This is a genomic window from Streptomyces sp. NRRL S-646 (assembly GCF_000720765.1).
Taxonomy (GTDB): Bacteria; Actinomycetota; Actinomycetes; order Streptomycetales; family Streptomycetaceae; genus Streptomyces.
Genome location: NZ_JODC01000003.1, coordinates 602,428 through 625,333 on the forward strand (window position 1 = coordinate 602,428; position 22,906 = coordinate 625,333).

At 70.7% G+C, this 22,906-nt stretch carries 19 protein-coding genes, 1 pseudogene and 1 riboswitch; of the genes and pseudogenes, 7 read left to right on the top strand and 13 right to left on the bottom strand.

Features of this window, described 5'->3' with window-relative positions; genetic code table 11:
- The first annotated feature begins 36 nt into the window (after nucleotides 1-36).
- A complete protein-coding gene (locus tag IH68_RS0107185) occupies nucleotides 37-792 on the top strand; it encodes a decaprenylphospho-beta-D-erythro-pentofuranosid-2-ulose 2-reductase (protein ID WP_030930123.1) in 756 nt (251 codons plus the stop codon).
- Between the two features lie 15 nt (nucleotides 793-807).
- Here IH68_RS0107185 and IH68_RS0107190 read toward each other — a convergent pair whose 3' ends face one another.
- From IH68_RS0107190 to IH68_RS0107205, 4 genes are all read right to left on the bottom strand, one after another.
- Complete coding sequence (locus IH68_RS0107190) at nucleotides 808-1,386, bottom strand: 2'-5' RNA ligase family protein (RefSeq protein WP_030930124.1); 579 nt, start codon at nucleotides 1,384-1,386, stop codon at nucleotides 808-810.
- A gap of 137 nt (nucleotides 1,387-1,523) precedes the next feature.
- Complete coding sequence (trpS, locus tag IH68_RS0107195; RefSeq protein WP_030930126.1) at nucleotides 1,524-2,537, bottom strand: tryptophan--tRNA ligase; 1,014 nt, start codon at nucleotides 2,535-2,537, stop codon at nucleotides 1,524-1,526.
- Nucleotides 2,538-2,677: 140 nt separating this feature from the next.
- Nucleotides 2,678-3,877 (bottom strand): RNA-guided endonuclease InsQ/TnpB family protein, encoded by a 1,200-nt coding sequence (locus IH68_RS0107200; RefSeq protein ID WP_030930128.1) that lies wholly within the window; start codon nucleotides 3,875-3,877, stop codon nucleotides 2,678-2,680.
- 361 nt (nucleotides 3,878-4,238) lie between these two features.
- A complete protein-coding gene (locus IH68_RS0107205) occupies nucleotides 4,239-5,690 on the bottom strand; it encodes a glycine hydroxymethyltransferase (protein ID WP_030930130.1) in 1,452 nt (483 codons plus the stop codon).
- A 43-nt stretch (nucleotides 5,691-5,733) separates the two neighbouring features.
- Nucleotides 5,734-5,823, bottom strand: a riboswitch (ZMP/ZTP riboswitch).
- Between the two features lie 103 nt (nucleotides 5,824-5,926).
- On the opposite strand from IH68_RS0107205, the gene rocD reads away from it, so the two are divergent.
- The 4 genes and pseudogenes from rocD to IH68_RS57875 all read left to right on the top strand — a co-directional run.
- Nucleotides 5,927-7,132 carry an ornithine--oxo-acid transaminase gene (gene rocD, locus IH68_RS0107210; RefSeq protein WP_030930131.1) on the top strand — a complete coding sequence of 402 codons (1,206 nt, stop codon included), beginning with the start codon at nucleotides 5,927-5,929 and terminating at the stop codon, nucleotides 7,130-7,132.
- A 130-nt stretch (nucleotides 7,133-7,262) separates the two neighbouring features.
- Nucleotides 7,263-8,312 (top strand): AraC family transcriptional regulator, encoded by a 1,050-nt coding sequence (locus tag IH68_RS0107215; protein WP_051833254.1) that lies wholly within the window; start codon nucleotides 7,263-7,265, stop codon nucleotides 8,310-8,312.
- A gap of 223 nt (nucleotides 8,313-8,535) precedes the next feature.
- On the top strand, nucleotides 8,536-9,375 hold the full coding sequence (locus IH68_RS0107220; protein WP_030930135.1) for a hypothetical protein: 840 nt from the start codon (nucleotides 8,536-8,538) through the stop codon (nucleotides 9,373-9,375).
- 49 nt (nucleotides 9,376-9,424) lie between these two features.
- Nucleotides 9,425-9,636 (top strand): annotated as a pseudogene (locus tag IH68_RS57875) (long-chain acyl-CoA synthetase); the annotation flags it as partial.
- A gap of 9 nt (nucleotides 9,637-9,645) precedes the next feature.
- Here IH68_RS57875 and IH68_RS0107225 read toward each other — a convergent pair.
- Nucleotides 9,646-11,046 carry a PLP-dependent aminotransferase family protein gene (locus tag IH68_RS0107225; RefSeq protein WP_030930137.1) on the bottom strand — a complete coding sequence of 467 codons (1,401 nt, stop codon included), beginning with the start codon at nucleotides 11,044-11,046 and terminating at the stop codon, nucleotides 9,646-9,648.
- 47 nt (nucleotides 11,047-11,093) lie between these two features.
- On the opposite strand from IH68_RS0107225, the gene IH68_RS0107230 reads away from it, so the two are divergent.
- Complete coding sequence (locus tag IH68_RS0107230) at nucleotides 11,094-11,591, top strand: carboxymuconolactone decarboxylase family protein (RefSeq protein WP_030930139.1); 498 nt, start codon at nucleotides 11,094-11,096, stop codon at nucleotides 11,589-11,591.
- Nucleotides 11,592-11,619: 28 nt separating this feature from the next.
- Nucleotides 11,620-12,348, top strand: coding sequence for an isocitrate lyase/PEP mutase family protein (locus IH68_RS0107235; protein ID WP_030930142.1), 729 nt, complete (start codon nucleotides 11,620-11,622; stop codon nucleotides 12,346-12,348).
- On the opposite strand, the gene IH68_RS0107240 is transcribed toward IH68_RS0107235, so the two are convergent.
- The 8 genes from IH68_RS0107240 to IH68_RS0107275 form a co-directional block, all read right to left on the bottom strand.
- Nucleotides 12,349-13,320 (bottom strand): ABC transporter substrate-binding protein, encoded by a 972-nt coding sequence (locus IH68_RS0107240; protein WP_037884596.1) that lies wholly within the window; start codon nucleotides 13,318-13,320, stop codon nucleotides 12,349-12,351. It abuts the gene before it with no gap.
- Between the two features lies 1 nt (nucleotide 13,321).
- A complete protein-coding gene (locus IH68_RS0107245) occupies nucleotides 13,322-15,265 on the bottom strand; it encodes an ABC transporter permease (protein ID WP_030930146.1) in 1,944 nt (647 codons plus the stop codon).
- Nucleotides 15,265-16,308: a quaternary amine ABC transporter ATP-binding protein gene (locus IH68_RS0107250; protein WP_030930149.1), complete on the bottom strand. Its 1,044-nt coding sequence runs from the start codon at nucleotides 16,306-16,308 to the stop codon at nucleotides 15,265-15,267. The genes IH68_RS0107245 and IH68_RS0107250 overlap by 1 nt, the downstream gene beginning before the upstream one ends.
- An 8-nt stretch (nucleotides 16,309-16,316) precedes the next feature.
- Entirely contained in the window at nucleotides 16,317-17,846 is a 1,530-nt protein-coding gene (locus tag IH68_RS0107255) for a GMC family oxidoreductase (RefSeq protein ID WP_030930152.1), read from the bottom strand.
- Between the two features lie 132 nt (nucleotides 17,847-17,978).
- On the bottom strand, nucleotides 17,979-19,508 hold the full coding sequence (locus IH68_RS0107260) for an aldehyde dehydrogenase family protein (protein ID WP_030930155.1): 1,530 nt from the start codon (nucleotides 19,506-19,508) through the stop codon (nucleotides 17,979-17,981).
- A gap of 181 nt (nucleotides 19,509-19,689) precedes the next feature.
- The gene (locus tag IH68_RS57020; RefSeq protein ID WP_199931849.1) at nucleotides 19,690-20,745 is read right to left on the bottom strand and encodes a hypothetical protein; all 1,056 of its coding nucleotides are present in this window, start codon (nucleotides 20,743-20,745) and stop codon (nucleotides 19,690-19,692) included.
- A 10-nt stretch (nucleotides 20,746-20,755) separates the two neighbouring features.
- Nucleotides 20,756-21,121: a hypothetical protein gene (locus IH68_RS0107270; protein ID WP_030930161.1), complete on the bottom strand. Its 366-nt coding sequence runs from the start codon at nucleotides 21,119-21,121 to the stop codon at nucleotides 20,756-20,758.
- Nucleotides 21,111-22,895 (bottom strand): hypothetical protein, encoded by a 1,785-nt coding sequence (locus IH68_RS0107275; protein ID WP_030930164.1) that lies wholly within the window; start codon nucleotides 22,893-22,895, stop codon nucleotides 21,111-21,113. Before IH68_RS0107275 ends, IH68_RS0107270 begins: the two co-directional genes overlap by 11 nt.
- Nucleotides 22,896-22,906 lie beyond the last annotated feature (11 nt).

The window sequence follows — 22,906 nt, forward strand, 5'->3', positions numbered from 1 at the left end:
CGTCCCGCCCTCTGGGCACCCATAGGAGCTGCTGTCGTGAAGGACGCCTTCGGCCTCCCCCAGTCCCTGCTCGTCCTCGGCGGTACGTCCGAGATCGCGCTCGCCACGGCCCGCCGCCTCATCGCGCGCCGCACCCGCACGGTGTGGCTCGCGGGACGCCCCTCGCCCGCTCTGGAGCAGGCCGCGGAGCAACTGCGCGGCCACGGTGCCGACGTGCACACCGTCGCCTTCGACGCACTCGACCCCGACGCCCACGAGACCGCCCTGGGCAAGGTCTTCGCGGAGAGCGACGTCGACATGGTGCTGCTCGCCTTCGGGATCCTCGGCGACCAGGCGCGCGACGAGCGCGAGCCGGCCTGGGCGGTGCGCGTCGCACAGACCAACTACACGGGCGCGGTGTCGGCGGCCCTGGTGAGCGCACGCGCGCTGCAGACACAGGGCCACGGCTCGCTGGTGGTGCTCTCCTCGGTCGCCGGCGAGCGGGCCCGCCGCAGCAACTTCATCTACGGCTCCAGCAAGGCCGGCCTGGACGTCTTCACGCAGGGCCTGGGCGACGCGCTGTACGGCACGGGTGTGCACGTCATGGTCGTACGCCCCGGGTTCGTACGGTCGAAGATGACCGCCGGCCTGGAGGAGACACCGCTTGCGACGACCCCGGAGGCGGTCGCGACGGCCGTCGAACTGGGGCTGCGGCGACGCTCGGAGACGGTGTGGGTGCCCGGCACGCTGCGCGTGGTGATGTCGGCGCTGCGGCACGTGCCGCGAGGTCTGTTCCGCCGGCTGCCCCTGTAGTCACCGGCCCGGTGGCTACCGGGTCGGCAGCGAGCCCCGCTCCACGTGCCCGGCCTGCGGCGGCACCACCAGGCCGCCGAAGGTGTACTCCCGCAGCTTGCGCCACACGCCGTCCGCGCCCTGCTCGTACAGGGCGAAGCCGGTGCACGGCCAGCCGGCCTCGTAGCCGGAGAGCTCCTCGAAGGCGCGGTCCATCGCCTCGTCGTCGATGCCGTGCGCCACCGTGACATGCGGGTGGTACGGGAACTGAAGTTCGCGCGGGACGGGCCCGGAGGGGTCGCGGAGCTGCTTCTGCAGCTGGGTGCAGGCCTCGGCGCCCTCGGCGATCCGCACGTAGACGACGGGCGACAGGGGCCGGAAGGTGCCGGTGCCGGAGAGCCGCATCGGGAACGGCCGGCCGCTCGCGGCGACCTCGGTCAGGTGCGCCTCTACGGCCGGCAGGGCGCTGCTGTCGACCTCGGTCGGCGGCAGCAGGGTGACGTGCGTGGGGATGCCGTGAGCAGCGGCGTCGCCGAAGCCCGCGCGCAGCTGTTGGAGCAGGCTGCCGTGAGGCTCCGGGACCGCGATCGACACTCCGATCGTTACGGTCCCCACGTCGTCTCCTGTCGTCGTGACGGATTTGTTCTCAGCCGTCGGCTATCGACTGTACGGCCACGGCTGTGTCGCGGGCAGGCGCAACCGTAGTGATGTGCAGCGCTCTGCCGAGTGGTACGTGCGTGCGCTGGAGTGCGTCAGTGCTTGGCGGGCAGGAAGCCCACCTTCTCGTACGCCTGGGAGAGGGTCTCCGCGGCGACGGCGCGGGCCTTCTCCGCGCCCTTGGCCAGGATCGAGTCCAGCGTCTCCGAGTCGTCCAGGTACTGCTGGGTGCGCTCCCGGAAGGGCGTCACGAACTCGACCATGACCTCGGCGAGGTCCGTCTTGAGCGCGCCGTACATCTTGCCCTCGTACTCCTGTTCCAGCTCGGTGACCGATTTGCCGGTGAGGGTGGAGTAGATGGTGAGCAGGTTGCTGACGCCGGGCTTGTTCTCGGCGTCGTAGCGGATGACGGTGTCGGTGTCGGTGACTGCGCTCTTGACCTTCTTGGCGGTGGCCTTGGGGTCGTCGAGAAGGTTGATGAGGCCCTTCGGCGTGGACGCCGACTTGCTCATCTTGATCGACGGGTCCTGCAGGTCGTAGATCTTCGCCGTCTCCTTGAGGATGTACGGCTTCGGGATGGTGAAGGTCTCGCCGAAGCGGCCGTTGAAGCGCGTGGCGAGGTCGCGGGTGAGCTCGACGTGCTGGCGCTGGTCCTCGCCGACCGGGACCTCGTTGGCCTGGTAGAGCAGGATGTCGGCGACCTGGAGGATCGGGTACGTGAACAGGCCGACGGAGGCGCGGTCGGCGCCCTGCCTGGCGGACTTGTCCTTGAACTGGGTCATGCGGGAGGCCTCGCCGAAGCCGGTGAGACAGTTCATGACCCAGGCCAGCTGGGCGTGCTCGGGCACATGGCTCTGGACGAAGAGCGTGCAGCGCTCCGGGTCGAGACCGGCCGCGAGCAGCTGGGCGGCGGCGAGCCTGGTGTTGGCGCGCAGCTCGGCCGGGTCCTGCGGAACGGTGATCGCGTGCAGGTCGACGACCATGTAGAACGCGTCGTGGGACTCCTGCAGGGCCACCCACTGGCGGACGGCGCCGAGGTAGTTGCCGAGGTGGAACGAGCCTGCGGTGGGCTGGATTCCGGAGAGCACGCGGGGTCGGTCAGAGGCCATGTTCACCATTGTCTCAGGTATCCGGGGTCGATCCGGAACCGGTAGGAAACAGGTGGGAACCGATCCATCTTCCGTCTTCCGCCGGCGGTGTAACAAGAGTTTGACTGCTCCCCTCCCCTGAAAAGGAGGGGATTCCTGGCTCAGGCGGCCTCCTGGAGCAGCGCTCCAGGAGGTCTTACGCCCTCGTCACCAGCCGGGGCCAGACCAGCCCGGACGAGCATCACCCGCGCGGAATTCTTGTCCCTCGGGGACGCCGCTCCGCACGCGGTGCAGGTGTAGGTGCGTTCCGACAGCGGGAGTGCGTGCTTGGTTCTCGCTCCGCACTGTCCGCAGTCCATCGTGGTGTACGCGGGATGCACCAGCCGCACGTCCCGCCCATGTTTGCGGCCCATCTCGATCAGGACCTGCTTGGTGGCGCCGATCGCGGCGTCGGCGGCCTTGCGGGCCATGGTGGTCTTGGCCAAGAACTTCGGCCGAAAGTCTTCCACCGCGATCGCATCATGGTCCCGCACGACCTTCTTGGCCCACTTTCGGGCCGCGTCCTGCCGCTGCCGGGCGATCTTCTCGTAGGTCCTCGCCCGCCACTTCTTCGCCTCCCGGTACCCCTGCGACGCCGCCTGCCCCTTCTTCGGCTTGCGACGGGCCATCATCCGGTCGTACCGCGACAGATTCCCCTGCGCCTTCCTCCCGTGCTCGGCGTGGGGCAGATCATGGGCGTCCGAAGTGGTGGTCGCGATCTCCTTCACGCCCCAGTCCACCCCCAGCACCCGGCCAGTCTCCTGCATCGGTTCGACCCGGGCGGGGACGACGAACGAGGCATACCAGTTGCCCACACTCTCCCGGTACACCCGTACCGACGAGGGCTCGGCGGGCAACTCCCGCGACCAAACAACCGTCAGCACGATCCTGCCCGCCAGATGCAGCCGCCCATCCTTCAGCCGGAAACCACGCTTGGTGTAGTTCAGGCTCGGATCAGCCTCGTGCTTCTTCTTGTAGCTCGGCATCCCGGCTCGCAGTTTGACAGGCAGGCGGTCCTTGATGTCCTTCAGTGCCTTCGCACGGGACTTGCCAAAGTCACGAATGAGCTGCTGCTGCGGCACACTGGCGTCCTCCGCCAACCACGGCGTGACGGCGCGGGCCTGGGTCAGCATCCGGTCCAGGCGTGCCGGACCGCACTCCTCCCCCTCCACATGGGCCTTCTTCGACCGGGCCACACACTCGTTCCACACCCACCGGCACCGCCCCCATTCTTCCAGCAGCGCTGCTGTGGCGGTGGACGAGACCCGCAACCGGTACGTGTACCGGACCCGCCCCACCTCATCGGACTCCTGCATCGCCATCACCCCCCGCCCTCACGATCAGCTGGCTCGCCTGCGCGGATCCCTGACTACCAAGATCAGACCATACGTATGAGACCCGAACATCTGCCCCCGCACCCAGCCAGCACCATCCCATTCAGCGAATATGGGCACGCACGTACGCATCACTCGCCTCTGCTGGGCAGGCCACATGGCCGCTCAGCGCCCGGGAGCACACGCACTGGGAAGTGGGGGCCAGCCGTCGGGTTCGCGGCGGGCGTCGACGGCGCGCTGCTGATACGCCTCGCGGCGGCCCGGCAGGGAGCCGGACCGCCGCGAGAGGGGCCACGTCAGGAGTTGATCGCCCTCGACCTGTGAGGCCGACGGCTCAGCGTCATCGGCGTCAGCCCAGGTCGATCTCCGGGTACAGCGGGAAGCCGGCCACGAGGTCGGTGGCGCGGCGGGAGATCTCGTCCGCGATCTTCGGGTCGAGGATGTACTGGGCCTTGGAGGGGGCGCCCGACTTGGTGGTGCCCGGCTCGGTGGTGGTGAGGACGCGGTCGATGAGGCCCGCGACCTCGTCCATCTCGGCGGTGCCCAGGCCACGCGTGGTCAGCGCGGGCGTACCGATGCGGATGCCGGAGGTGTACCAGGCACCGTTGGGGTCGGCGGGGATGGCGTTGCGGTTGGTGACGATGCCCGAGTCGAGCAGGGCCGCCTCGGCCTGGCGGCCGCTGAGTCCGTAGGACGTGGCCACGTCGATGAGGTTGAGGTGGTTGTCGGTGCCGCCGGTGACGAGGGTGGCGCCCCGGCGCATCAGGCCCTCCGCCAGCGCCCGCGAGTTGTCGACGATGCGCTGGGCGTAGTCCTGGAAGGAGGGCTGACGCGCCTCGGCGAAGGCGACGGCCTTGGCGGCCATGACGTGCGGGAGCGGGCCGCCGAGGACCATCGGGCAGCCGCGGTCGACCTGGTCCTTGAGGGAGTCGTCGCACAGGACCATGCCGCCGCGCGGGCCGCGCAGCGACTTGTGGGTGGTGGTGGTGACGATCTGGGCGTGCGGGACCGGGTCGAAGTCGCCGGTCAGCACCTTGCCCGCGACCAGACCGGCGAAGTGCGCCATGTCCACCATCAGGGTCGCGCCGACCTCGTCGGCGATCTCACGCATGATGCGGAAGTTCACGAGCCGGGGGTAGGCGGAGTAGCCGGCGACGATGATCAGCGGCTTGAACTCGCGGGCGGAGACACGCAGGGCTTCGTAGTCGATGAGGCCGGTGGCGGGGTCGGTGCCGTAGGAGCGCTGGTCGAACATCTTGCCGGAGATGTTCGGGCGGAAGCCGTGGGTGAGGTGACCGCCGGCGTCCAGGGACATGCCGAGCATGCGCTGGTTGCCGAAGGCCTGACGGAGTTCGGCCCAGTCGGCCTCGGTGAGGTCGTTGACCTGGCGGACACCGGCCTTCTCCAGGGCGGGGGCCTCGACGCGCTGGGCGAGGACCGACCAGAAGGCGACGAGGTTGGCGTCGATGCCGGAGTGCGGCTGGACGTAGGCGTGGCGGGCGCCGAAGAGCTCCTTGGCGTGCTCGGCGGCGAGGGACTCGACCGTGTCGACGTTGCGGCAGCCGGCGTAGAAGCGGCGGCCGATGGTGCCCTCGGCGTACTTGTCGCTGAACCAGTTGCCCATCGCGAGGAGGGTGGCCGGCGAGGCGTAGTTCTCCGAGGCGATCAGCTTGAGCATCTCGCGCTGGTCGTGAACCTCCTGGCCGATGGCGTCGGCGACGCGCGGCTCGACGGCGCGGATCACGTCGAGGGCGGCGCGGAAGGCGGTGGACTCGGTGGAGAGGGGCTGCTGCTCTGACATGTCGTCGGCCTCCGGGTGGCGTGGCTTGAAGCGTTCACGGTTCACGGTCGGCCCAGGCGCACGGCACTCGGTCACTCCCAGGCCGCTCCCCGATGGTCGGTCCCATCCCAGCGCGCCAGTCACGGCCCGCATGTCAGCCTACCGGGCGCGCCGGAACGCGGAGGTCCCGCGTCCACCATGCGAGCGAGGATAAGAAAGGGGCACCCTCACCGCACCTGGCACCTTCGGGAGATCCCGTGACCGCTACGGAGACACTCATCGCCGCCGCCGATGCGCACAGCGCGCACAACTACCACCCGCTGCCCGTGGTCGTCGCCTCCGCGGACGGGGCGTGGATGACGGATGTGGAGGGGAGGCGGTATCTGGACCTGCTGGCCGGTTACTCGGCACTCAACTTCGGCCATCGCAACCGGCGGCTGGTGGAGGCGGCGAAGGCGCAGCTGGAGCGGGTGACGCTGACATCGAGGGCGTTTCATCACGACCGGTTCGCGGCCTTCTGCTCCGAGCTCGCCGACCTGTGCGGGATGGAGCTGGTGCTGCCGATGAACACCGGCGCGGAAGCGGTCGAGACGGCGGTGAAGACGGCCCGCAAGTGGGGCTACCGGATCAAGGGCGTGCCCGCGGAGATGGCCAAGATCGTGGTCGCGGGCAACAACTTCCACGGCCGGACGACGACCCTGGTCAGCTTCTCCACCGACCCGGAGGCGCGGGCGGACTTCGGTCCGTACACGCCGGGCTTCGAGATCGTGCCGTACGGGGACCTGACGGCGATGCGGTCGGCGGTCACGGAGAACACGGTGGCCGTGCTGCTGGAGCCGATCCAGGGCGAGGCGGGGGTGCTGGTGCCGCCGGCCGGATATCTGCCGGCGGTGCGGGAGCTGACGCGTGAGCGGAACGTGCTGTTCGTGGCGGACGAGATCCAGTCCGGGCTGGGGCGGACCGGAAAGACCTTCGCGTGCGAGCACGAGGGCGTGGTGCCGGATGTGTATGTGCTCGGCAAGGCGCTGGGCGGCGGGATCGTGCCGGTGTCGGCGGTGGTGTCGGCGGCCGATGTGCTCGGAGTGTTCCGGCCCGGTGAGCACGGTTCGACGTTCGGTGGGAATCCGCTGGCCTGTGCGGTGGCGCTGGAGGTGATCGCGATGCTGCGGACGGGCGAGTTCCAGGCGCGGTCCGCGGAGCTGGGCGGTCATCTGCACCGGGAACTGGGGGCGTTGACCGGCACGGGGCGGGTGAAGGCGGTGCGCGGGCGGGGGCTGTGGGCGGGCGTCGACATCGCGCCGCCCTACGGCACGGGCAGGGAGGTGTCCGAGAAGCTGATGGAACGGGGGGTGCTGGTGAAGGACACGCACGGGCCGACGGTGCGGATCGCACCGCCGCTGGTGATCGGGAAGGAGGACCTGGACTGGGGGCTCGCGCAGTTGCGGGCCGTGCTCGGGATCTGAGCCGCTCGGCGGGGGTCCCGCGCGCTGCCGTGCGGCTTCAATTTCGGCATCCGGGACCTTCGGCCCTCGACGCAGGCCGCGGAGGTCGGGAGACTCGCGGTACGGGCGCACAGGACACGTGGCGAGAGGCATGTCCGTCATGGGCGAAGGCGGGTCGGATGCCGTGCCGGCGGGTGCGGGGCGGGGGCTGCTCTTTCGGGGTCGTGACGTCGAGGAGTTGCATGCGCTGGTGAGCGAGCGGTTCGCGCCGCACCGGCTGACGGTGCTGGACGACCATCCGGTCGACGGGCGGTTCCGGTGTGTGCACGAAGGGGCCATGGCGCTGTACGAGTTGGGGTACGGGGCGGAGGTCGACGTCACGCCGGGCGAGTTGCCGGAGTTCTACAACATCCATGTGCCGCTTACCGGGGACGGCGTCGTCACCGCGGACGGGGCCGCCCTGGCGTCGGTGCTCAGCATCGTCAATCCGGGGCAGCGGCTGTCGATGCGGTGGAGCGGGGAGACACTGAATCGGGTGCTGATCATTCCCCGGCAGACCGTCGACCGGGCGCTCGCCGTGCGGCTGGGTGAACTGCCGTCCGTGCCACTGCACTTCGCGCCGGTGCTGGATGCGCGGGTGGGGGCGGTCCGGGCGTGGTTGCGGGTGGTGCGGGTGTTCGCCGAGTTCGCCGACTCGGAGCTGGCGGTGCGATCGCCGCTGGCGGTGGGGCACTTCGAGCAGTTGCTGGTGGACGGTCTGCTGGACGCACAGCCGCACATGCTCAGTGATGCGGTGGCGGGGCGCGGGCCCGCGGTGCTGCCCCATGCGGTGCGGCGGGCCGCGGACTTCTGCGCCGAGCATGCCCACGAGCCCATCTCCGTGGCCGACATGGCGGTGGCGGCTCGGGTGAGTCTGCGGAGCCTGCGGGAGGGATTCCGGGCCCATCTGGCCACGACTCCACTGGCGTATCTGCGGCGCGTACGGCTGGATCTGGCCCGGCGCGATCTGCTCGCCATCGCCGACGGACAGGCGCTGGGGACGGTCACCGAGGTGGCACTGCGCTGGGGGTTCGTGCATCTGGGACGGTTCACCGGGCACTATCGGCAGACGTACGGGGAGACGCCGTCACAGACGTTGCGGGGGACTCGGGCCGTCCGTGGGCCCGGCGCTATCCACAAAACGGTGGCGTTTCCGCCGTAATCGGATAGCCGGTCGAGGGGCGTCGGGGCGATGGTTGAAATCTGCCGCCCGGGTCGTGGACGGTGGTTCGGGGGAGCCGAGCCGGGCGGCAGCAGAGGCAGGGGCAACGCCCCGTACCCATGCACCTTTCGCGGGTGTGTAAAGCCAGAGATCGGTGAGAGCGGACGCCAGGGCATCGCCGCTTCCTGTGCGTCTCCCCTACAGTCACTTTGTGATCTTTGGGATGGTGTGCGCGCTGGGCGCGGCGGTCTGCTTCGGTACCGCGACGGTCTTGCAGGCGGTCGCCGCGCGGTCGGCCGGTACGGGTGGGGGCGGGGAGGCGGCGCTGCTGCTGCGGGCCCTGCGGCAGTGGCGGTATCTGGCCGGGCTGGCGCTGGACGGGCTGGGGTTCCTGTTCCAGATCGCCGCCCTGCGGTCGATCCCGATCTACGCGGTCGCCGCGGCGCTCGCGTCCAGCCTGGCGGTGACCGGGGTGGTCGCGGCGCGGCTGCTGCAGGTGCGGCTGAGCGGGACGGAGTGGGGTGCCGTCGGAGTGGTGTGCGCCGGGCTCGCCATGCTGGGGCTGGCGTCCGGGGCCGAGGGGGATCGCGACGGTTCGACGGCGCTGAAGTACGCGATGCTCGCGATCGCCCTCGTGGTGTTGCTGCTCGGGCTGTTCGGGGGGCGGTGGTCCGGGCGGGGGCGGGCGCTGATGCTCGGGCTGGGGGCCGGGTTCGGGTTCGGGGTGGTGGAGGTGTCGGTGCGGCTGATCGACTCGCTCGCACCGTCGGAGCTTCTCACCAACCCGGCGACATACGCCCTCGTGATCGGCGGGGGCGCTGCCTTCCTGTTGCTGACCTCGGCGTTGCAGCGTGGCTCGGTGACCACCGCCACCGCCGGGCTGGTGATCGGCGAGACGATCGGGCCGGCGGTGGTGGGTGTGGTGTGGCTCGGGGACCGTACGCGGGAGGGGCTCGCCTGGCTTGCGGTGCTGGGGTTCCTGGTCGCCGTCGCGGGGGCGCTGGCGCTGGCCCGTTTCGGGGAGGCGCCGACGACGGAGGCCTCGGCCGCTGAAGCAGCGTGAGCGAATGTTCCTCCGGCTGCTTGTCCGCTGGTAAATCGACCGCGCGGCCATTTCTTTCCGCACGGATTCAAGGCGCCAGAACGGCAGTGCGGCGCGCGCGGACGGGCGGCGGGTCGGGATCGGGATACCGGGCTTGACCCGGGTCCGCGTCACCGGCCCGGACGGACGACGGCACCCGGGACGCCCGGGCGGATCGAGGCGCGTACACGCGGCCGCATCCTCACCCACCTCGGCATGCAGGACCGCCATGACCGTCAGCTCACCAGGCGATTACGGCCCTGCCGACTCCGGCAGGGCCGCGCACAGCGCGTCGAGCGTCCCCGCCCATGCGCTGTCCGGCGGCGTCCCGTAGCCCACCACCAGTGCGTCGTGCGGCTCGACGGTCGCTTCCGGGTGCCGGTAGCGGTGCAGCCCGTGCACGGCGAGGCCCTGCCAGGCCGCCGCCCGCAGCGTCGCCTGCTCGGTGCCCGGCGGCAGCCGCAGCACCACGTGCAGGCCCGCCGCGATACCCGTGGCACCGACCTGTGGGGCCCTTCGCGCGAGTTCCGCGACGAGCGCGTCCCGGCGGCGGCGGTAGCGCAGCCGGGCGGCGCGTACATGGCGGTCGTACGCGCCGGAGGTGAGGAACTCGGCGAGCGTCAGCTGGTCCAGGACCCCGCAGGAGTCGATGTGCCCCTTGGCCTTCGCCGCCTCCTGGGCGACGTCCGGCGGCAGGACCAGCCAGGCCAGTCTGAGGCCGGGGGCGAGGGACTTGCTGGCCGTGCCCGCGTAGACGACGTGGTCCGGGTCCAGGCCCTGGAGGGCGCCGACGGGCTGGCGGTCGTAGCGGAACTCGCCGTCGTAGTCGTCCTCGACGAGCAGGCCGCCGGTGCGGCGTGCCCAGCCGACGGCGGCGGCCCGACGGTCGCGGTGCAGGGTGCCGCCCATCGGGAACTGGTGGGCGGGGGTGAGCAGGACGGCGTCCTCGTCCGTCAACTCCCCCGGGTTCGTGCCCCGTTCGTCGAAGGGCAGCGGGACCGTCCGCAGACCGGCCTCCGCCAGCAGGTCCCAGTGCACGTACAGGCCGTAGGACTCCACGGCGACCGTGCTCGCGCCGCGCGCCCGCAGTACCGCGCCGAGAATGCGCAGGCCCTGGGAGATGCCGGCGCACACCAGGATGCGTTCGGGGTCGGTGCGCACGCCCCGGGCGCGGGCGAGGTAGTCGGCGAGGGCGGTGCGCAGTTCGATGCGGCCGCGCGGGTCGCCGTAGTCGAGGGCCTGGTAGGGGGCCGCGGTGAGGGCGCGGCGGGCGGCCTTGAGCCACTGGGCGCGGGGGAAGAAGGCCAGGTCGGGTGTGCCGGGGATCAGGTTGTGGGCGGGGCTGCCGATGGCGCGGGGGCGTGGTGCGGGTGCGGCCGGCCGGTTCACCGCCCGGTCGGCCACCCGGGTGCCCGAGCCCTGCCGTGCCGTCAGCCAGCCCTCCGCGACCAGGTCGGCGTATGCGTCGGCGACCGTGTTGCGGGCGATGCCCAGGTCGGCGGCGAGGGTGCGGGAGGAGGGCAGCCGGGTGCCGGGGGCCAGCCGGCCGGTGCGGACGGCCTCGCGCAGGGCGTTCGTCAGGCCCCTGCGGACCCCGGGTCCCGTCGGTTCCAGGTGCAGGTCGACGCCCAAACTGGCCCAAGGTTTCGCCATGGGAATGGACCATACCTCTGGGCTGCCTCGCTTCTAGGGTCGAGGGCATGACGACAGAGGAAGCCACCGCATACGCGCCCGAGCAGCCCGCCCGGCTGCTCTGGGCCCAGCACGCCCCCGAGGTCTACAAGGCGATGGTCCGCCTCGACGCGGCCGCCCGGCAGGGCCTCGACCCGAAGCTGCTTGAGCTGGTGAAGATCCGTGCCTCGCAGCTCAACCACTGCGCGTTCTGCCTGGACATGCACACCAAGGACGCGCTCGCGGCCGGTGAGAGCGTCGAGCGGATCATCCAGCTCGGCGCGTGGGAGGAGTCGAAGCACTTCTACACGGAGAAGGAGCTCGCCGCTCTGGCGCTGACCGAGGCGGTCACCGTGCTGACCGACGGCTTCGTCACGGACGAGGTCTACGAGCACGCCGCCAAGCACTTCGAGGAGCCCGAGCTGGCGCAGCTGATCGCCGCGATCACGGTGATCAACGCGTGGAACCGGTTCGGTGTGACGTGCCGCATGGTCCCGGGCCACTACGAGGCGGGACAGCACCGGTGAGCCGGATCCTGCCTGGGGGTCGCACGTCATGAGCAAGGTGGATGCCTTCCGCGCACTGCACAGGGGCCGCACCCCGGACGACCCCCTCGTCCTCCCCGGACCGTGGGACGCGGCGAGCGCCCGGGTGTTCGTGGAGGCCGGTTTCCCCGCGCTCGCGACGCCCAGCGCGGGGATCGCCGCCTCCCTCGGACACGAGGACGGCTCGACTCCGGCCGACGAGATGTTCGCTGCGGTGGCGCGCATCGCACGGGCCGTGGACGTGCCGGTGTCGGCCGATGTCGAGGGCGGGTACGGGCTCGCGCCGAAGGAGCTGGTGGAGCGGCTCCTGGAGGCGGGCGTCGTGGGCTGCAACCTCGAGGACTCGAACGGGGGTGTCCTCAAGGACCCGCACGAGCATGCCGAGTGGCTCGCCGAGGTGCGGTACGCGGCGGGCGGCCGGCTCTTCGTCAACGCCCGCGTCGACACCTTCTCCCACGGGGACGGCTACCCCGAACGGGCCATCGAGCGGGCCGCGTTGTACGTCGCCGCGGGCGCCGACTGCATCTATCCGATCGGCGCCCCGACGGACGTACTGCCGCTGCTGCGGTCCGGGATCCAGGGGCCGATCAATGTGCACGGCTTGCTGGACGGCAAGGGCCCCTCGCCCACCGAACTCGGTGAACTCGGGGCCACTCGCATCACGTTCGGGCCGGGACTCCAGCGCTGGGCGGCGCTGGCGCTGCAGGGGATGGCCGGGCAGCTGAGGAAGCAGAAGTGATCAGGACAGCCACGCCTTCCACGTCGACGCGTGGCTGTCCACCCACTTCTTCGCCGCCTGCTCCGGGGTCAGCTTCTGGTCGGCGATCATCAGGGACACCTCGTTCTGGTCCTCGGTCGTCCACTTGAACTTCTTCAGGAAGGCCGCCGCCTTGCCGCCGTTCTTCGCGAAGCCGGCGTTGAGGTACTTCTGCAGCGGGGTGTGCGGGTAGGCGCAGGTGATCTTCGCCGGGTCCGCGTCGCAACCCTCCTTGTACGGCGGCAGCTTCACCTCGGTCATGGGGACCTTCTTGAACAGCCACTGCGGGGCGTACCAGTACGTCAGGAAGGGCTTCTTCTCCTTGGCGAACTGTTTCATCTGCGTGATCTGCGCGGCCTCCGAGCCGGCGAACACCACCTGGTAGTCCAGCTTCAGGTTCTTCACCAGCGCCTTGTCGTTGGTGACGTAGGACGGTGAGCCGTCCATCAGCTGGCCCTTGCCGCCGCTCTCCGCGGTGCGGAACAGCGACGAGTACTTGTTGAGGTTCTTCCAGTTCGTGATGTCGGGGTGCTGCTTGACCAGGTACGTCGGCACGTACCAGCCGATGTGGCCGGTCACCCCGAGGCCGCCGCCGCGCGCGATGGTCTTCTTGTCGTCGACGTAGCGCTTCTCCTGGTCGGGGTGGCCCCAGTCCTCCAGGATGGCGTCGACGCGGCCCTGGCTGAGCGCGTCCCAGGCGGGGACCTCGTCCACCTGGACGGTGTCGACCCGGTAGCCCAGCTTGTGCTCCAGGAGGTACTGGGCGACGGCCACGTTGGACTGCGCGCCCACCCACGACTGGACGGACAGGGTCACGCTCTTGGCGCCCTGCGCGTTGGCGAACGGGGACGCCTGCTTGGTCATGTCGGCGGCACCGCAGCCGGTGAGCAGCACCAGAGAGCCCACCACGGCGGTCGTACCCGCACTCGTACTCATCCACATACGACGTCGCATGTCACGCTCCCTTCTTCGCGCGGCGTTCGGTCGGCTGGGTCACCCGGTCGAGCATCAGGCCGAGGCAGACGATCGCAGCACCCGCCACCAGGCCGGTCGCCAGGTCGCCCTGTGCCAGGCCGAAGACGGTGTCGTAGCCGAGTGCGCCGCCGCCGACCAGGCCGCCGATGACGACGACGGCGAGGACGAGGACCACGCCCTGGTTGACGGCGAGCAGCAACGCCGGGCGGGCGAGGGGGAGTTGCACCTGGCGCAGCTGCTGGGCGGGGGTCGCGCCGAGCGAGCGGGCCGACTCCAGGGCGGCCGGGTCGACCTGGCGCAGGCCCTGTGTGGTGATGCGGACGACGGCGGGCAGCGCGTAGACGACGGCGGCCGCCGCGGCGGGCGCGCGGCCCACGCCGAACAGCGCGACCACCGGGATCAGGTACACGAACTGCGGCATCGTCTGGAAGACGTCCAGGACGGGGCGCAGGGCCCGTTCGAAACGGTCGCTGCGGGCCGCCGCGATACCGATGGCGAAGCCCAGGACCAGGGTGACGGCGACGGCCGCCAGCACCTGGGAGAGCGTGTCGAGGGAGGGCTGCCACACGCCGAGCACGCCGATCGCGGCCATGGCCAGGACCGCGGTGAGCGCGGTGCGCCAGGTGCCGATCAGCCAGGCCAGAGCGGCGACCACGAGCAGGACCGACCACCAGGGCAGGCTCTGCAGACCACTGCGGACCGGGTTCAGCACCCAGGTCGTGAAGTGGCCCGCCCAGTCGGCGGTGCCGCCCACGACGGGCACGCCCGAGTACAGGTGCGCGGTCATCCAGTCGACGGCACGGTTGACCGGCTCGGCGATGTTGAACGTCCAGGAGTCGGGCCAGTCGAGGCGGCCCGCCAGCCGTCCGGCGAGCGCGACGGCCACGGCGGCGGCAGCGGCGTAGAGCCACGGCCTCAGGCTTCCGGGCTCCTCGCCGGCCTGCTCGCCCGCGGCGCCGGTCACGCGGTCCAGTACGACGGCGAGCAGCACGATCGGGATGCCGGCCGCGAGCGCCGCGCCCACGTCGACGGAGGCCAGCGCCTGATAGACGCGGTCACCGAGGCCGCCCGCGCCGATGACGGAGGCGATGACGGCCATCGACAGCGCCATCATGATCGTCTGGTTGAGGCCGAGGAGGAGCTCCTTGCGGGCCAGCGGGATCCGGGCGGTCAGCAGGCGCTGGGGCGCGGTGGCACCGAGCGAGTCGACGGCCTCCAGGACCTCCTTGTCGGCGCCCTGCAGACCGAGGGCGGTGAGGCGGGCCATCGGCGGGGCGGCGTAGACGACGGTGGCGAGGACGGCGGCGGGCACGCCCATGCCGAAGACCAGGACGACGGGCAGCAGATACGCGTAGGCGGGCAGCACCTGCATGGTGTCGAGGACCGGACGCAGGCCGCGGTCGAGACGGTCGGAGAGCCCGGCGGCGAGCCCGAGGACCACTCCGACGACGACCGACACGAGCACGGCGACCACCATGAGCGCCAGCGTCTGCATGGTCGGCACCCACATGCCGAGAAGACCGCAGGCGAGGAACGCTGCCGCTGTGCCCAGGGCGAGCCTGATGCCGGCGACCCGCCAGGCGACGAGGGCTCCTATCGCCGTGACGCCGGCCCAGCCCGCGGCGAGGAGCACCAGGTACACGGCGCGTACGGAGATCACTACCGCGTTGCTGATGTAGCCGAAGAAGTAGAGGAACAGGGGGTTGCTGTCCCGGTTGTCGATGATCCAGTTGCTGGCGCTGGTCAGCGGCTTGGTGAGGTCGACGGTGAGGGAGGCCGGCCAACTGCCGCTGGCCCACTGTGCGTTGGCGAGCGGGACGAGGATCGCGGCGGCGAGCGCGAGAAGCAGCAGCTTCTGCACCGCACGGTGTTTCAGCAGTCCACCGGGCAGTGCGCGCGGGGCGGATGCGGTGACGGTTGCCATCACGCCGCCTCCTTCTGCGGCTCCGTTCCGGCGACGACGCCGAGGAGCCTTTCGTGGTCGACGACACCCAGGCAGCGGCCGTCGTCGACGACACACGCCGGCTTGCCGCTTGCGGCCACGACCTTGATCGCGTCGGCGACGAGCTCGTCGGGGGCGAGTGCACCGGGATGCTCCGTGCCGCCGCAGTCCCCGGGCCGCATGGCCGTGCGTACGGTCATGACCTGCTCACGGGAGACGTCCCGGACGAACTCGCGGACGTAGTCGTCGGCCGGGCTGCCCACGATCTCCTCGGGGGTTCCCAGCTGGACGACCCGGCCGTCGCGCATCAGCGCGATGCGGTCGCCGAGCTTCAGCGCCTCGCTCAGGTCATGGGTGATGAAGACCATCGTGCGGCCCTCCTCGCGGTGCAGGCGGACCACCTCCTCCTGCATGTCCCGCCGGATCAGCGGGTCGAGGGCGCTGAACGGCTCGTCGAAGAGCAGGACCTCGGGGTCGACGGCCAGGGCGCGGGCGAGACCCACGCGCTGCCGCTGACCGCCGGAGAGCTGGCTCGGGCGGCGCTGCTCCATGCCGTCCAGGCCGACCTTGGCGACGACCTCCTGGGCGCGTGCCCGCCGCTCGGACTTGTTCACGCCCTGGATCTCCAGGCCGTACGCCACGTTGTCGAGGACCGTGCGGTGCGGCAGGAGACCGAAGTGCTGGAAGACCATGGCGGCACGGTGGCGGCGCAGTTCGCGCAGCCGGGACTTGTCCATGGCGCGGACGTCCTCGCCGTCGATGGCGATCGTGCCGGCCGTCGGCTCGATCAGCCGGGTCAGACAGCGCACCAGCGTGGACTTGCCGGAGCCGGACAGGCCCATCACCACGAACACCTCGCCCTTGCGCACGTCGAAGGAGACGTCACGCACGGCGGCGGTGCAGCCCGTGCGGGCGCGGAGCTCGGCGGGTTCCAGCGAGGTCAGTCCGGGATCGGCGGGGACGCGGTCGGCCTTCGGGCCGAACACCTTCCACAGTCCCTCGACGGAAAAGACCGGCGAATTCATCACGCTCATCACGCACCACTTCCGATCAGGTCTACGGCTTTCTCCCCGACCATCAGCACTCCGATCATCGGGTTCACGGCGGTCATGGTCGGGAACACGGAGGCGTCCGCGATGCGGATGCCGTCCAGACCGCGGATCCTCAACTGCGGGTCGACGACGGCCAGTTCGTCGTCGCTCGAACCCATACGGCAGGTGCCCGCCGGGTGGTACACGGTGTGCGCGACGCTGCGGGCGTACACGCTCAGCTCCTCGTCGCCCGTGATGTGCGGGCCGGGGGCCACCTCGCGCTTGAGCCAGCCGGCCAGCGGCTCGGTCGCGGCGATCTCACGGGCGATGCGGATGCCGTCGACCAGGGTGCGGCCGTCGTAGTCGTCCTCGTCCGTGAAATAGCGGAAGTCGAGGGCGGGCTTGTCCGACGGGTCGGCGCTGGTGAGGTACAGCCGGCCGCGGCTCTTCGGCTTCGGGATGTTGGGCGTCATCGACACGCCGTACCTCGGCCGTTCGTAGCCGATCCGCTCCGGGTTGTCCGTGAACGGCACCTGGTAGAAGTGGAACATCAGGTCCGGGCCCTGGTGTTCGGGGTCGCGGCGCACGAACAGGCCGGCGTCGCTGTCCATCGCGGAGTTCTCCGGGAGGGGGCCGTGGGTCTCCCAGACGATCACCGACTCGGGGTGGTCGAGCAGGTTCTCGCCGACGCCCGGCAGGTCGAGCGCCACGGGTATGCCGAGCGCCTCCAGGTCCTGCCGAGGACCGATGCCCGAGTGCAGCAGCAGCCGCGGGGAGTCGACGGCACCGGCACAGAGCAGCACCTCGTTCCGCGCCCGTACGAGAATCTCCTCGCCGTCCTTCGTACGGACGTGCACGCCCTCCGCCCGGGTGCCGTTCAGCTCCAGCCGGTACGCCCAGGTCTCCAGGAGGATCGTCAGGTTCTCGCGCTCGTCCATCACCGGGTGCAGATACGCCACCGAAGCCGAGGACCGCTTGTTGTTCTCGGGGTGGTAGGCGAGGTCGAAGAAACCGACTCCCTCGGTGAACGGCGAGCGGTTGAAGCCCTCGATCCGGGGGACACCGACCGCGTGCTGCGCTGCGTCGACGAAGTCGTGTGCGATGTCGTTCCGGTCCTTCTCCTCGACCGGGACGATGTTGTTCTTCAGCCGGGCGTAGTACGCCTCCATCGGTACCGCGCCCCAGCCCTTGGCGCCGGCCTCCTCCCACTCGTCCCAGTCGGACGGCAGCGGCTTGAAGGCGATCAGCGTGTTGTGCGAGGAGCAGCCGCCGAGCACACGGGCCCGGCTGTGCCGGATGTGCGAGTTGCCGCGGGGCTGCTCGGTGGTGGGGTAGTCGTAGTCCAGCTCGCCGCCAAGAAGGCCCATCCAGCGGCGCAACGTCAGCACGTCCTCACGCCCGACGTCACTGGGCCCGCCCTCGATGACGGCAACGGTGACGTCCGGGTTCTCGGTGAGCCGGGACGCTATGACGGAGCCGGCGGTGCCGCCTCCGATGACGACGTAGTCGTAGATCTGGGTGTTCTCGGACATGGTGGGTGTAACTCCAGAGGGAATCGAACACGCCCCAAAGGGGCGCGGGGAACTGCGCGAACAGCCACAACGACGCTGCAGACGACCGACAACCGTCACGGCACATCCGTAGTCGAACAGTTGACCCAGGTACTAACCGGCGAACCAGCGAACCGCCTTCGGCGCGAGGTTCTGGTAGACGTGCTTCGTCTCGCGGTACTCGGCGAGCCCCGCAGGGCCGAGCTCACGCCCCACCCCGCTCTTGCCGAACCCACCCCACTCCGCCTGCGGAAGGTAGGGATGGAAGTCGTTGATCCAGACGGTGCCGTGCCGCAGCCGGCCGGCCACTCGCCGGGCACGCCCCGCGTCGGCGGTCCAGACGGCGCCCGCAAGGCCGTACTCGGTGTCGTTCGCGAGGGCGACGGCCTCGTCCTCGGTGCGGAAGGTCTCCACGGTGAGGACAGGCCCGAAGACCTCTTCCCGCACGACGCGCATCTCGCGATGGCACTGGTCGAGGACGGTCGGCTCGTAGAAGTAGCCGTCCGCGGGGCGTTCCGGCGACGGCTCGGGGCGCTTGCCGCCGGTCCGCAGCACCGCACCCTCGGCGAGCGCGGAGGCGACGTACGCCTCGACCTTGGCGCGCTGCTGCGCGGAGACGAGGGGGCCGCACTCGACGCCGTCCTCGGTGCCGCGGCCCAGGCGGATCCGGGCGGCCCGGCGGGCGAGCTCGGCGACGAAGCGCTCCCGTACGGACTCCTCGACGATGAGGCGGGAGCCGGCCGAGCAGACCTGGCCGCTGTGGATGAAGGCCGCGTTCAGAGCCTGGTCGACGGCGGTGTCGAACCCTTCGTCCGTCGCGCAGGCGTCGGCGAAGACGACGTTGGGGTTCTTGCCGCCGAGTTCCAGGGCGACCTTCTTGACGCTCGGGGCGGCGGCCTGCGCGACCTTGGTGCCGCTGACCAGGCCGCCGGTGAAGGAGACCAGGTCGACGTCGGGGTGCTCGGCGAGCCGGGCGCCGACGGCGTGGCCGGGTCCGGTGACGATGCCCGCGACGCCGGTGGGGAGCCCGGCCTCGGAGAGCAGGTCGATGAGCGCGATGGTGGTGAGCGGGGTGATCTCGCTCGGCTTGATCACGAAGGTGTTGCCCGCCGCGAGAGCCGGGGCGATCTTCCAGCTGGCCTGGAGGAGGGGGTAGTTCCAGGGTGTGATCAGCGCGCAGACGCCGACGGGCTCGTGCACGACGACGCTGTGGATGTCGGGCGAGCCCGCGTCGACGACCCGGCCGGGAGCCTCGCCGGCCACCAGGTCCGCGAAGTAGCGGAAGGCGTCGGCGACGCAGTCGATGTCGACCCGGCCCTCTTCGGCTGTCTTGCCGGCGTCGCGGCTCTCCAGCAGTCCGAGCCGCTCGCGGTCGCGCACGAGGAGGTCGGCGACGCGGCGCAGCAGCGCGGCGCGCTCGGCCACGGGGGTGCGGGGCCAGTCGCCGTGGTCGAACGCGCGCCGGGCGGCCGCGACCGCCAGGTCCGTGTCCTTCTCGTCACCCTCCGCAACCAGAGCGAAGCCCTGGCCGTCCGCGGGGTCGATGATCTCGCGCGTGGCACCGGAGAAGGCCTCTCGCCATTCCCCTGCCACGTGGATGGTCGCCTGCGCGTCCAGCCCCTGGGTTTCCGCTCTCTCCGCCATGATCCGTATTGCCTTCCGTTCCTGTTCGGTACCCCTGAGTGACACATGTGTCCCTCACGAGGACCGTGAGCACCTGCCCCCCGCCTCCGGTTGCATGCGCAATCCATGGCGAAAAGTGCGCTGCGTCACTGAAAATGCGGGCAAATAGGGCGAAACAGGAGCGGATTGGAACGGAGAGGGGTCAGTCGACCCCCGGTTCCGCGTCGCAGGTCGTATAGGGCGGGCAGAACCAGTCCAACGCCGTGGTGAGGTCGGCGAGTTGGTCCTCGTGGCTGTCGGAGTCGGGGCCGTAGGAGGCGATGGCGTAGATGTTGCCGTCCGCCGCGACGAAGCGCTCGTCGTAGACGTGCCAGGTGCCGATGTCGGGCTCGCCCTTGATCGTGTCGGCCTGGTACTCCAGCCGTGAGCCGGTGAACTCGCCGTCGTCGAGCTTCTGCAGATCGAGCTTCTTGAAACCGGCGGGCTTGCGGGTCTGGTCGGACAGATACAGCTTGAAGGAGGCGTCGGGGGACGACTCCTGCACCTGGTACACCTGCAGCCGGTGTTCCCGGTCGGCGCTGCGGTAGTTGACCACGGCCATCCCGTAGATGGAGGCAACGCTGCTGCGCGACCACCCGTCGGGTATCGCGATCCGGAACCCCTCCGTGTCGTCACGCAGCTCGTATCCCGCGGGCGGCGCGGAGGCCGACGGGGACGGCGATGCCGTGCCGTCGGCGAACGGCGACTGCGACACCTCCGGCGACGCGGAAGCCGTCGCGGACGGCGCGGAACTCGCCGCCACGGGCTTCTTCCCCGGCCCGTCGTCCTTCCCGACCACCAGGGTCAGTACGAGACTGACGGCGACCCCGACCACGGCGGCGCCGACGACCACGGACCAGACGAGCCGCCGGTCAAGCCCTGCGGCGGGGGCGGGTGCGGGGAGCGGCTCGGGGGGCGGCCAGGAGGCACCACTGGACCACTCCGGCACGGTGCCCTCGGCGCCCGGACCGTGCCAGGCGCTGTCCGCACCGCCGCCGGGCCAGCTCTGCGCCCCCACGGTGGGAGTCTCGGGCCCCACGGGGGGAGTCTGCGTCCCCACGGTGGGAGTCGAGGTCGGGGGCGCCGGGTAGGCCGGTCCGGTGGGCGGCGTCCCCTCCTCCGGCGGCGTCGGCAGCGTGGGCTCGGCCGCCGGGCTGCCGCCCGTGCCGTCCTCCCAGCGCTGGGTGTCCTCGTTCCAGTACCGCTGTCCCCCGCTCATCGTGTACCTCTCACCGCCCCAGAAGGCCGGCCAGGGCGCCGGCGGAGGAGAGGAAGGTGACCAGGGCCTGGGAGTCGGTGAGCAGTTCCCGCAGACGCTGGCGGCGCGTGGGCCCCGCCTGACCGGTGCTGTTGATCTCGGTCTCCGTGTCGGCGAGCGCCTCGCCCAGCGCGACCGTCTGCTCGGTGCTGTTCACCAGCGCCAGGTCTTCCCGCAACTTCCGTACGGCTGCGAGGAGTTGCCGGGTCGCCTCGTCCGGCTGTGCTCCCGTGCCCTGGTGCACATGGCTCTCGGCGCTTGCGTTGTTGCCGGCGGCGACCGCGTTGCCGTTGCCCGAGATGTCACCGATGTTGATGCTCGGCTGTTCACTGGCCATTGCTGTCGGCCCCCTTCTGCGGCGCCGCGCCGCCCGAGACACTGGAACCTGAGGAGTAGGACGACGAGGCGGCGCTCTGCATGCCGGCCGCGACCGAGTTGTTGCTGCCCGAGATGTTGCCGATGTGGACGTCGCCGTTGCTGATGTTCACGATCTTCTGCATGAACTCCCCGGTCTCGTAACCGGCTTCGGCGAGCGCGGCCCGCACCCCGTTGGCGACACGGTCCTGCACGCTCTTCAGATAGCGGGCCACGTCCATCTCCTGGAAGAGCGAACCGGCGTGCACCGAACCCAGTTCGCGCACCGACAGCGCCGGACCGTCGGGCAGTGCGCCCGCATGGCCGCCGGTCAGCAGCCGCCACACGTACACCAGGCCGCGGCCGAGCTGGGCGAACGAGCGCCCCGCCGACGCGGGCACCAGGACGACGGCGCCGGCCGCCTTGCCGAGCACATTGTTGTTCCGGAACCGGTGCGCCGTACGGTCGGCGTCCTTGAAGTCCGCCCGCACCGGCGTCAGCACATGCGGCGCTATCTCCAGCATCAGCATCCCGCCCTGGGTGTGGATGCGCACGAAGACCGTGACGACCAGCTCCTCCTCCCAGCCGCCGACGCGGATGCGCAGGAAGTGCCGTCGCTTCTCGGCACCCTCCTCGACCGCCCGCGCGCGGTGCTCCTCGAAGGCCTGCGGGGTGTACGGCGCCTGGTCCCGGGTGAGCAGCCCCTCCGCGGGCAGGAACACGCACTCGTCGATCTCCAGCCAGCGCAGCCGGTCACGGACGCCGGGACCTGCGTACTGGGCGGGGACGCGGAGCTGTTCGAGCAGCGGGCGGATCCGCTTCAGGACCGCGGCGTTGCTGAGCGGCTGCTGCTTCTCCAGCTTGTCCGGCTTCAGCTCGACGGCCAGCACCCAGGTGGCGTAGGCCGCTCCGGCCCCGCAGAACGGACGCGCCTCGTGGTACATGACCAGCGGCGCGTGCTGCTCGACCCGGATGCGCTGCTTCAGCCGCTGGAAGCGCGGGTTCTCGGCCTGCTCTGCGGGGTCGGAGGCGGCGTCCGGGAAGCGCTGCGGGGAGAGTTCGGCGGCCAGCGCGCGGCTGAACTGGTGGCGCTGGACGTGCACGCACCAGGCGATGAGCGCGAACACGGCGAGCGTGAACCAGGCCTGCCACGGCTTGATCGCGTCGGTGATGTTGCTCGGCGAGAACACATCGCCGACGCTCGGCGAGTCCGAGTAGCCGTAGCCGTAGTCGGAGCTGGACGAACCGTAGGAGGAGCTGTCGTCCGAACCGCCGCCGAACCCGGCGACGACGACCAGGACCAGCACCACCGCGAAGAACGAACGACCCCACCAGCGGACGAGGAACGCGGCGATCCGGCGGGGCAGTGACGGCTGTTCGCCACGGCCCCTGATCCACGGCGCGAGGGCGAGCAGCACACTCGGCCAGAGGAAGAAGAACAGCAGGCCTGCACTGACGGCCGAGCCGACCACCCACAGCCCGATGATCGCCCCGGCCCACAGCAGCTCCTGCCGGCGGGCGCGCAGGGCGTGCGCGAGCACGCGGGCGGCGTCGAAGCCGAGCGAGGGCGCCACGATCCGCTGCTCGTTGAGGTGCAGTTCCTCGATCACGCGGTCGCGGTAACCGGAGTCCAGATAGGTGCCCGCGCACAGCAGCCGGGTCGCCTCGCTGGCGTGCGGAGGGGTGGGTGGTGGGGTGGGTGGCGCCCCTGCGGGCGTCGTCGGCTGCGGTTGCTGTGGCACATATGCGGTGCTCACGCGAACTCCCC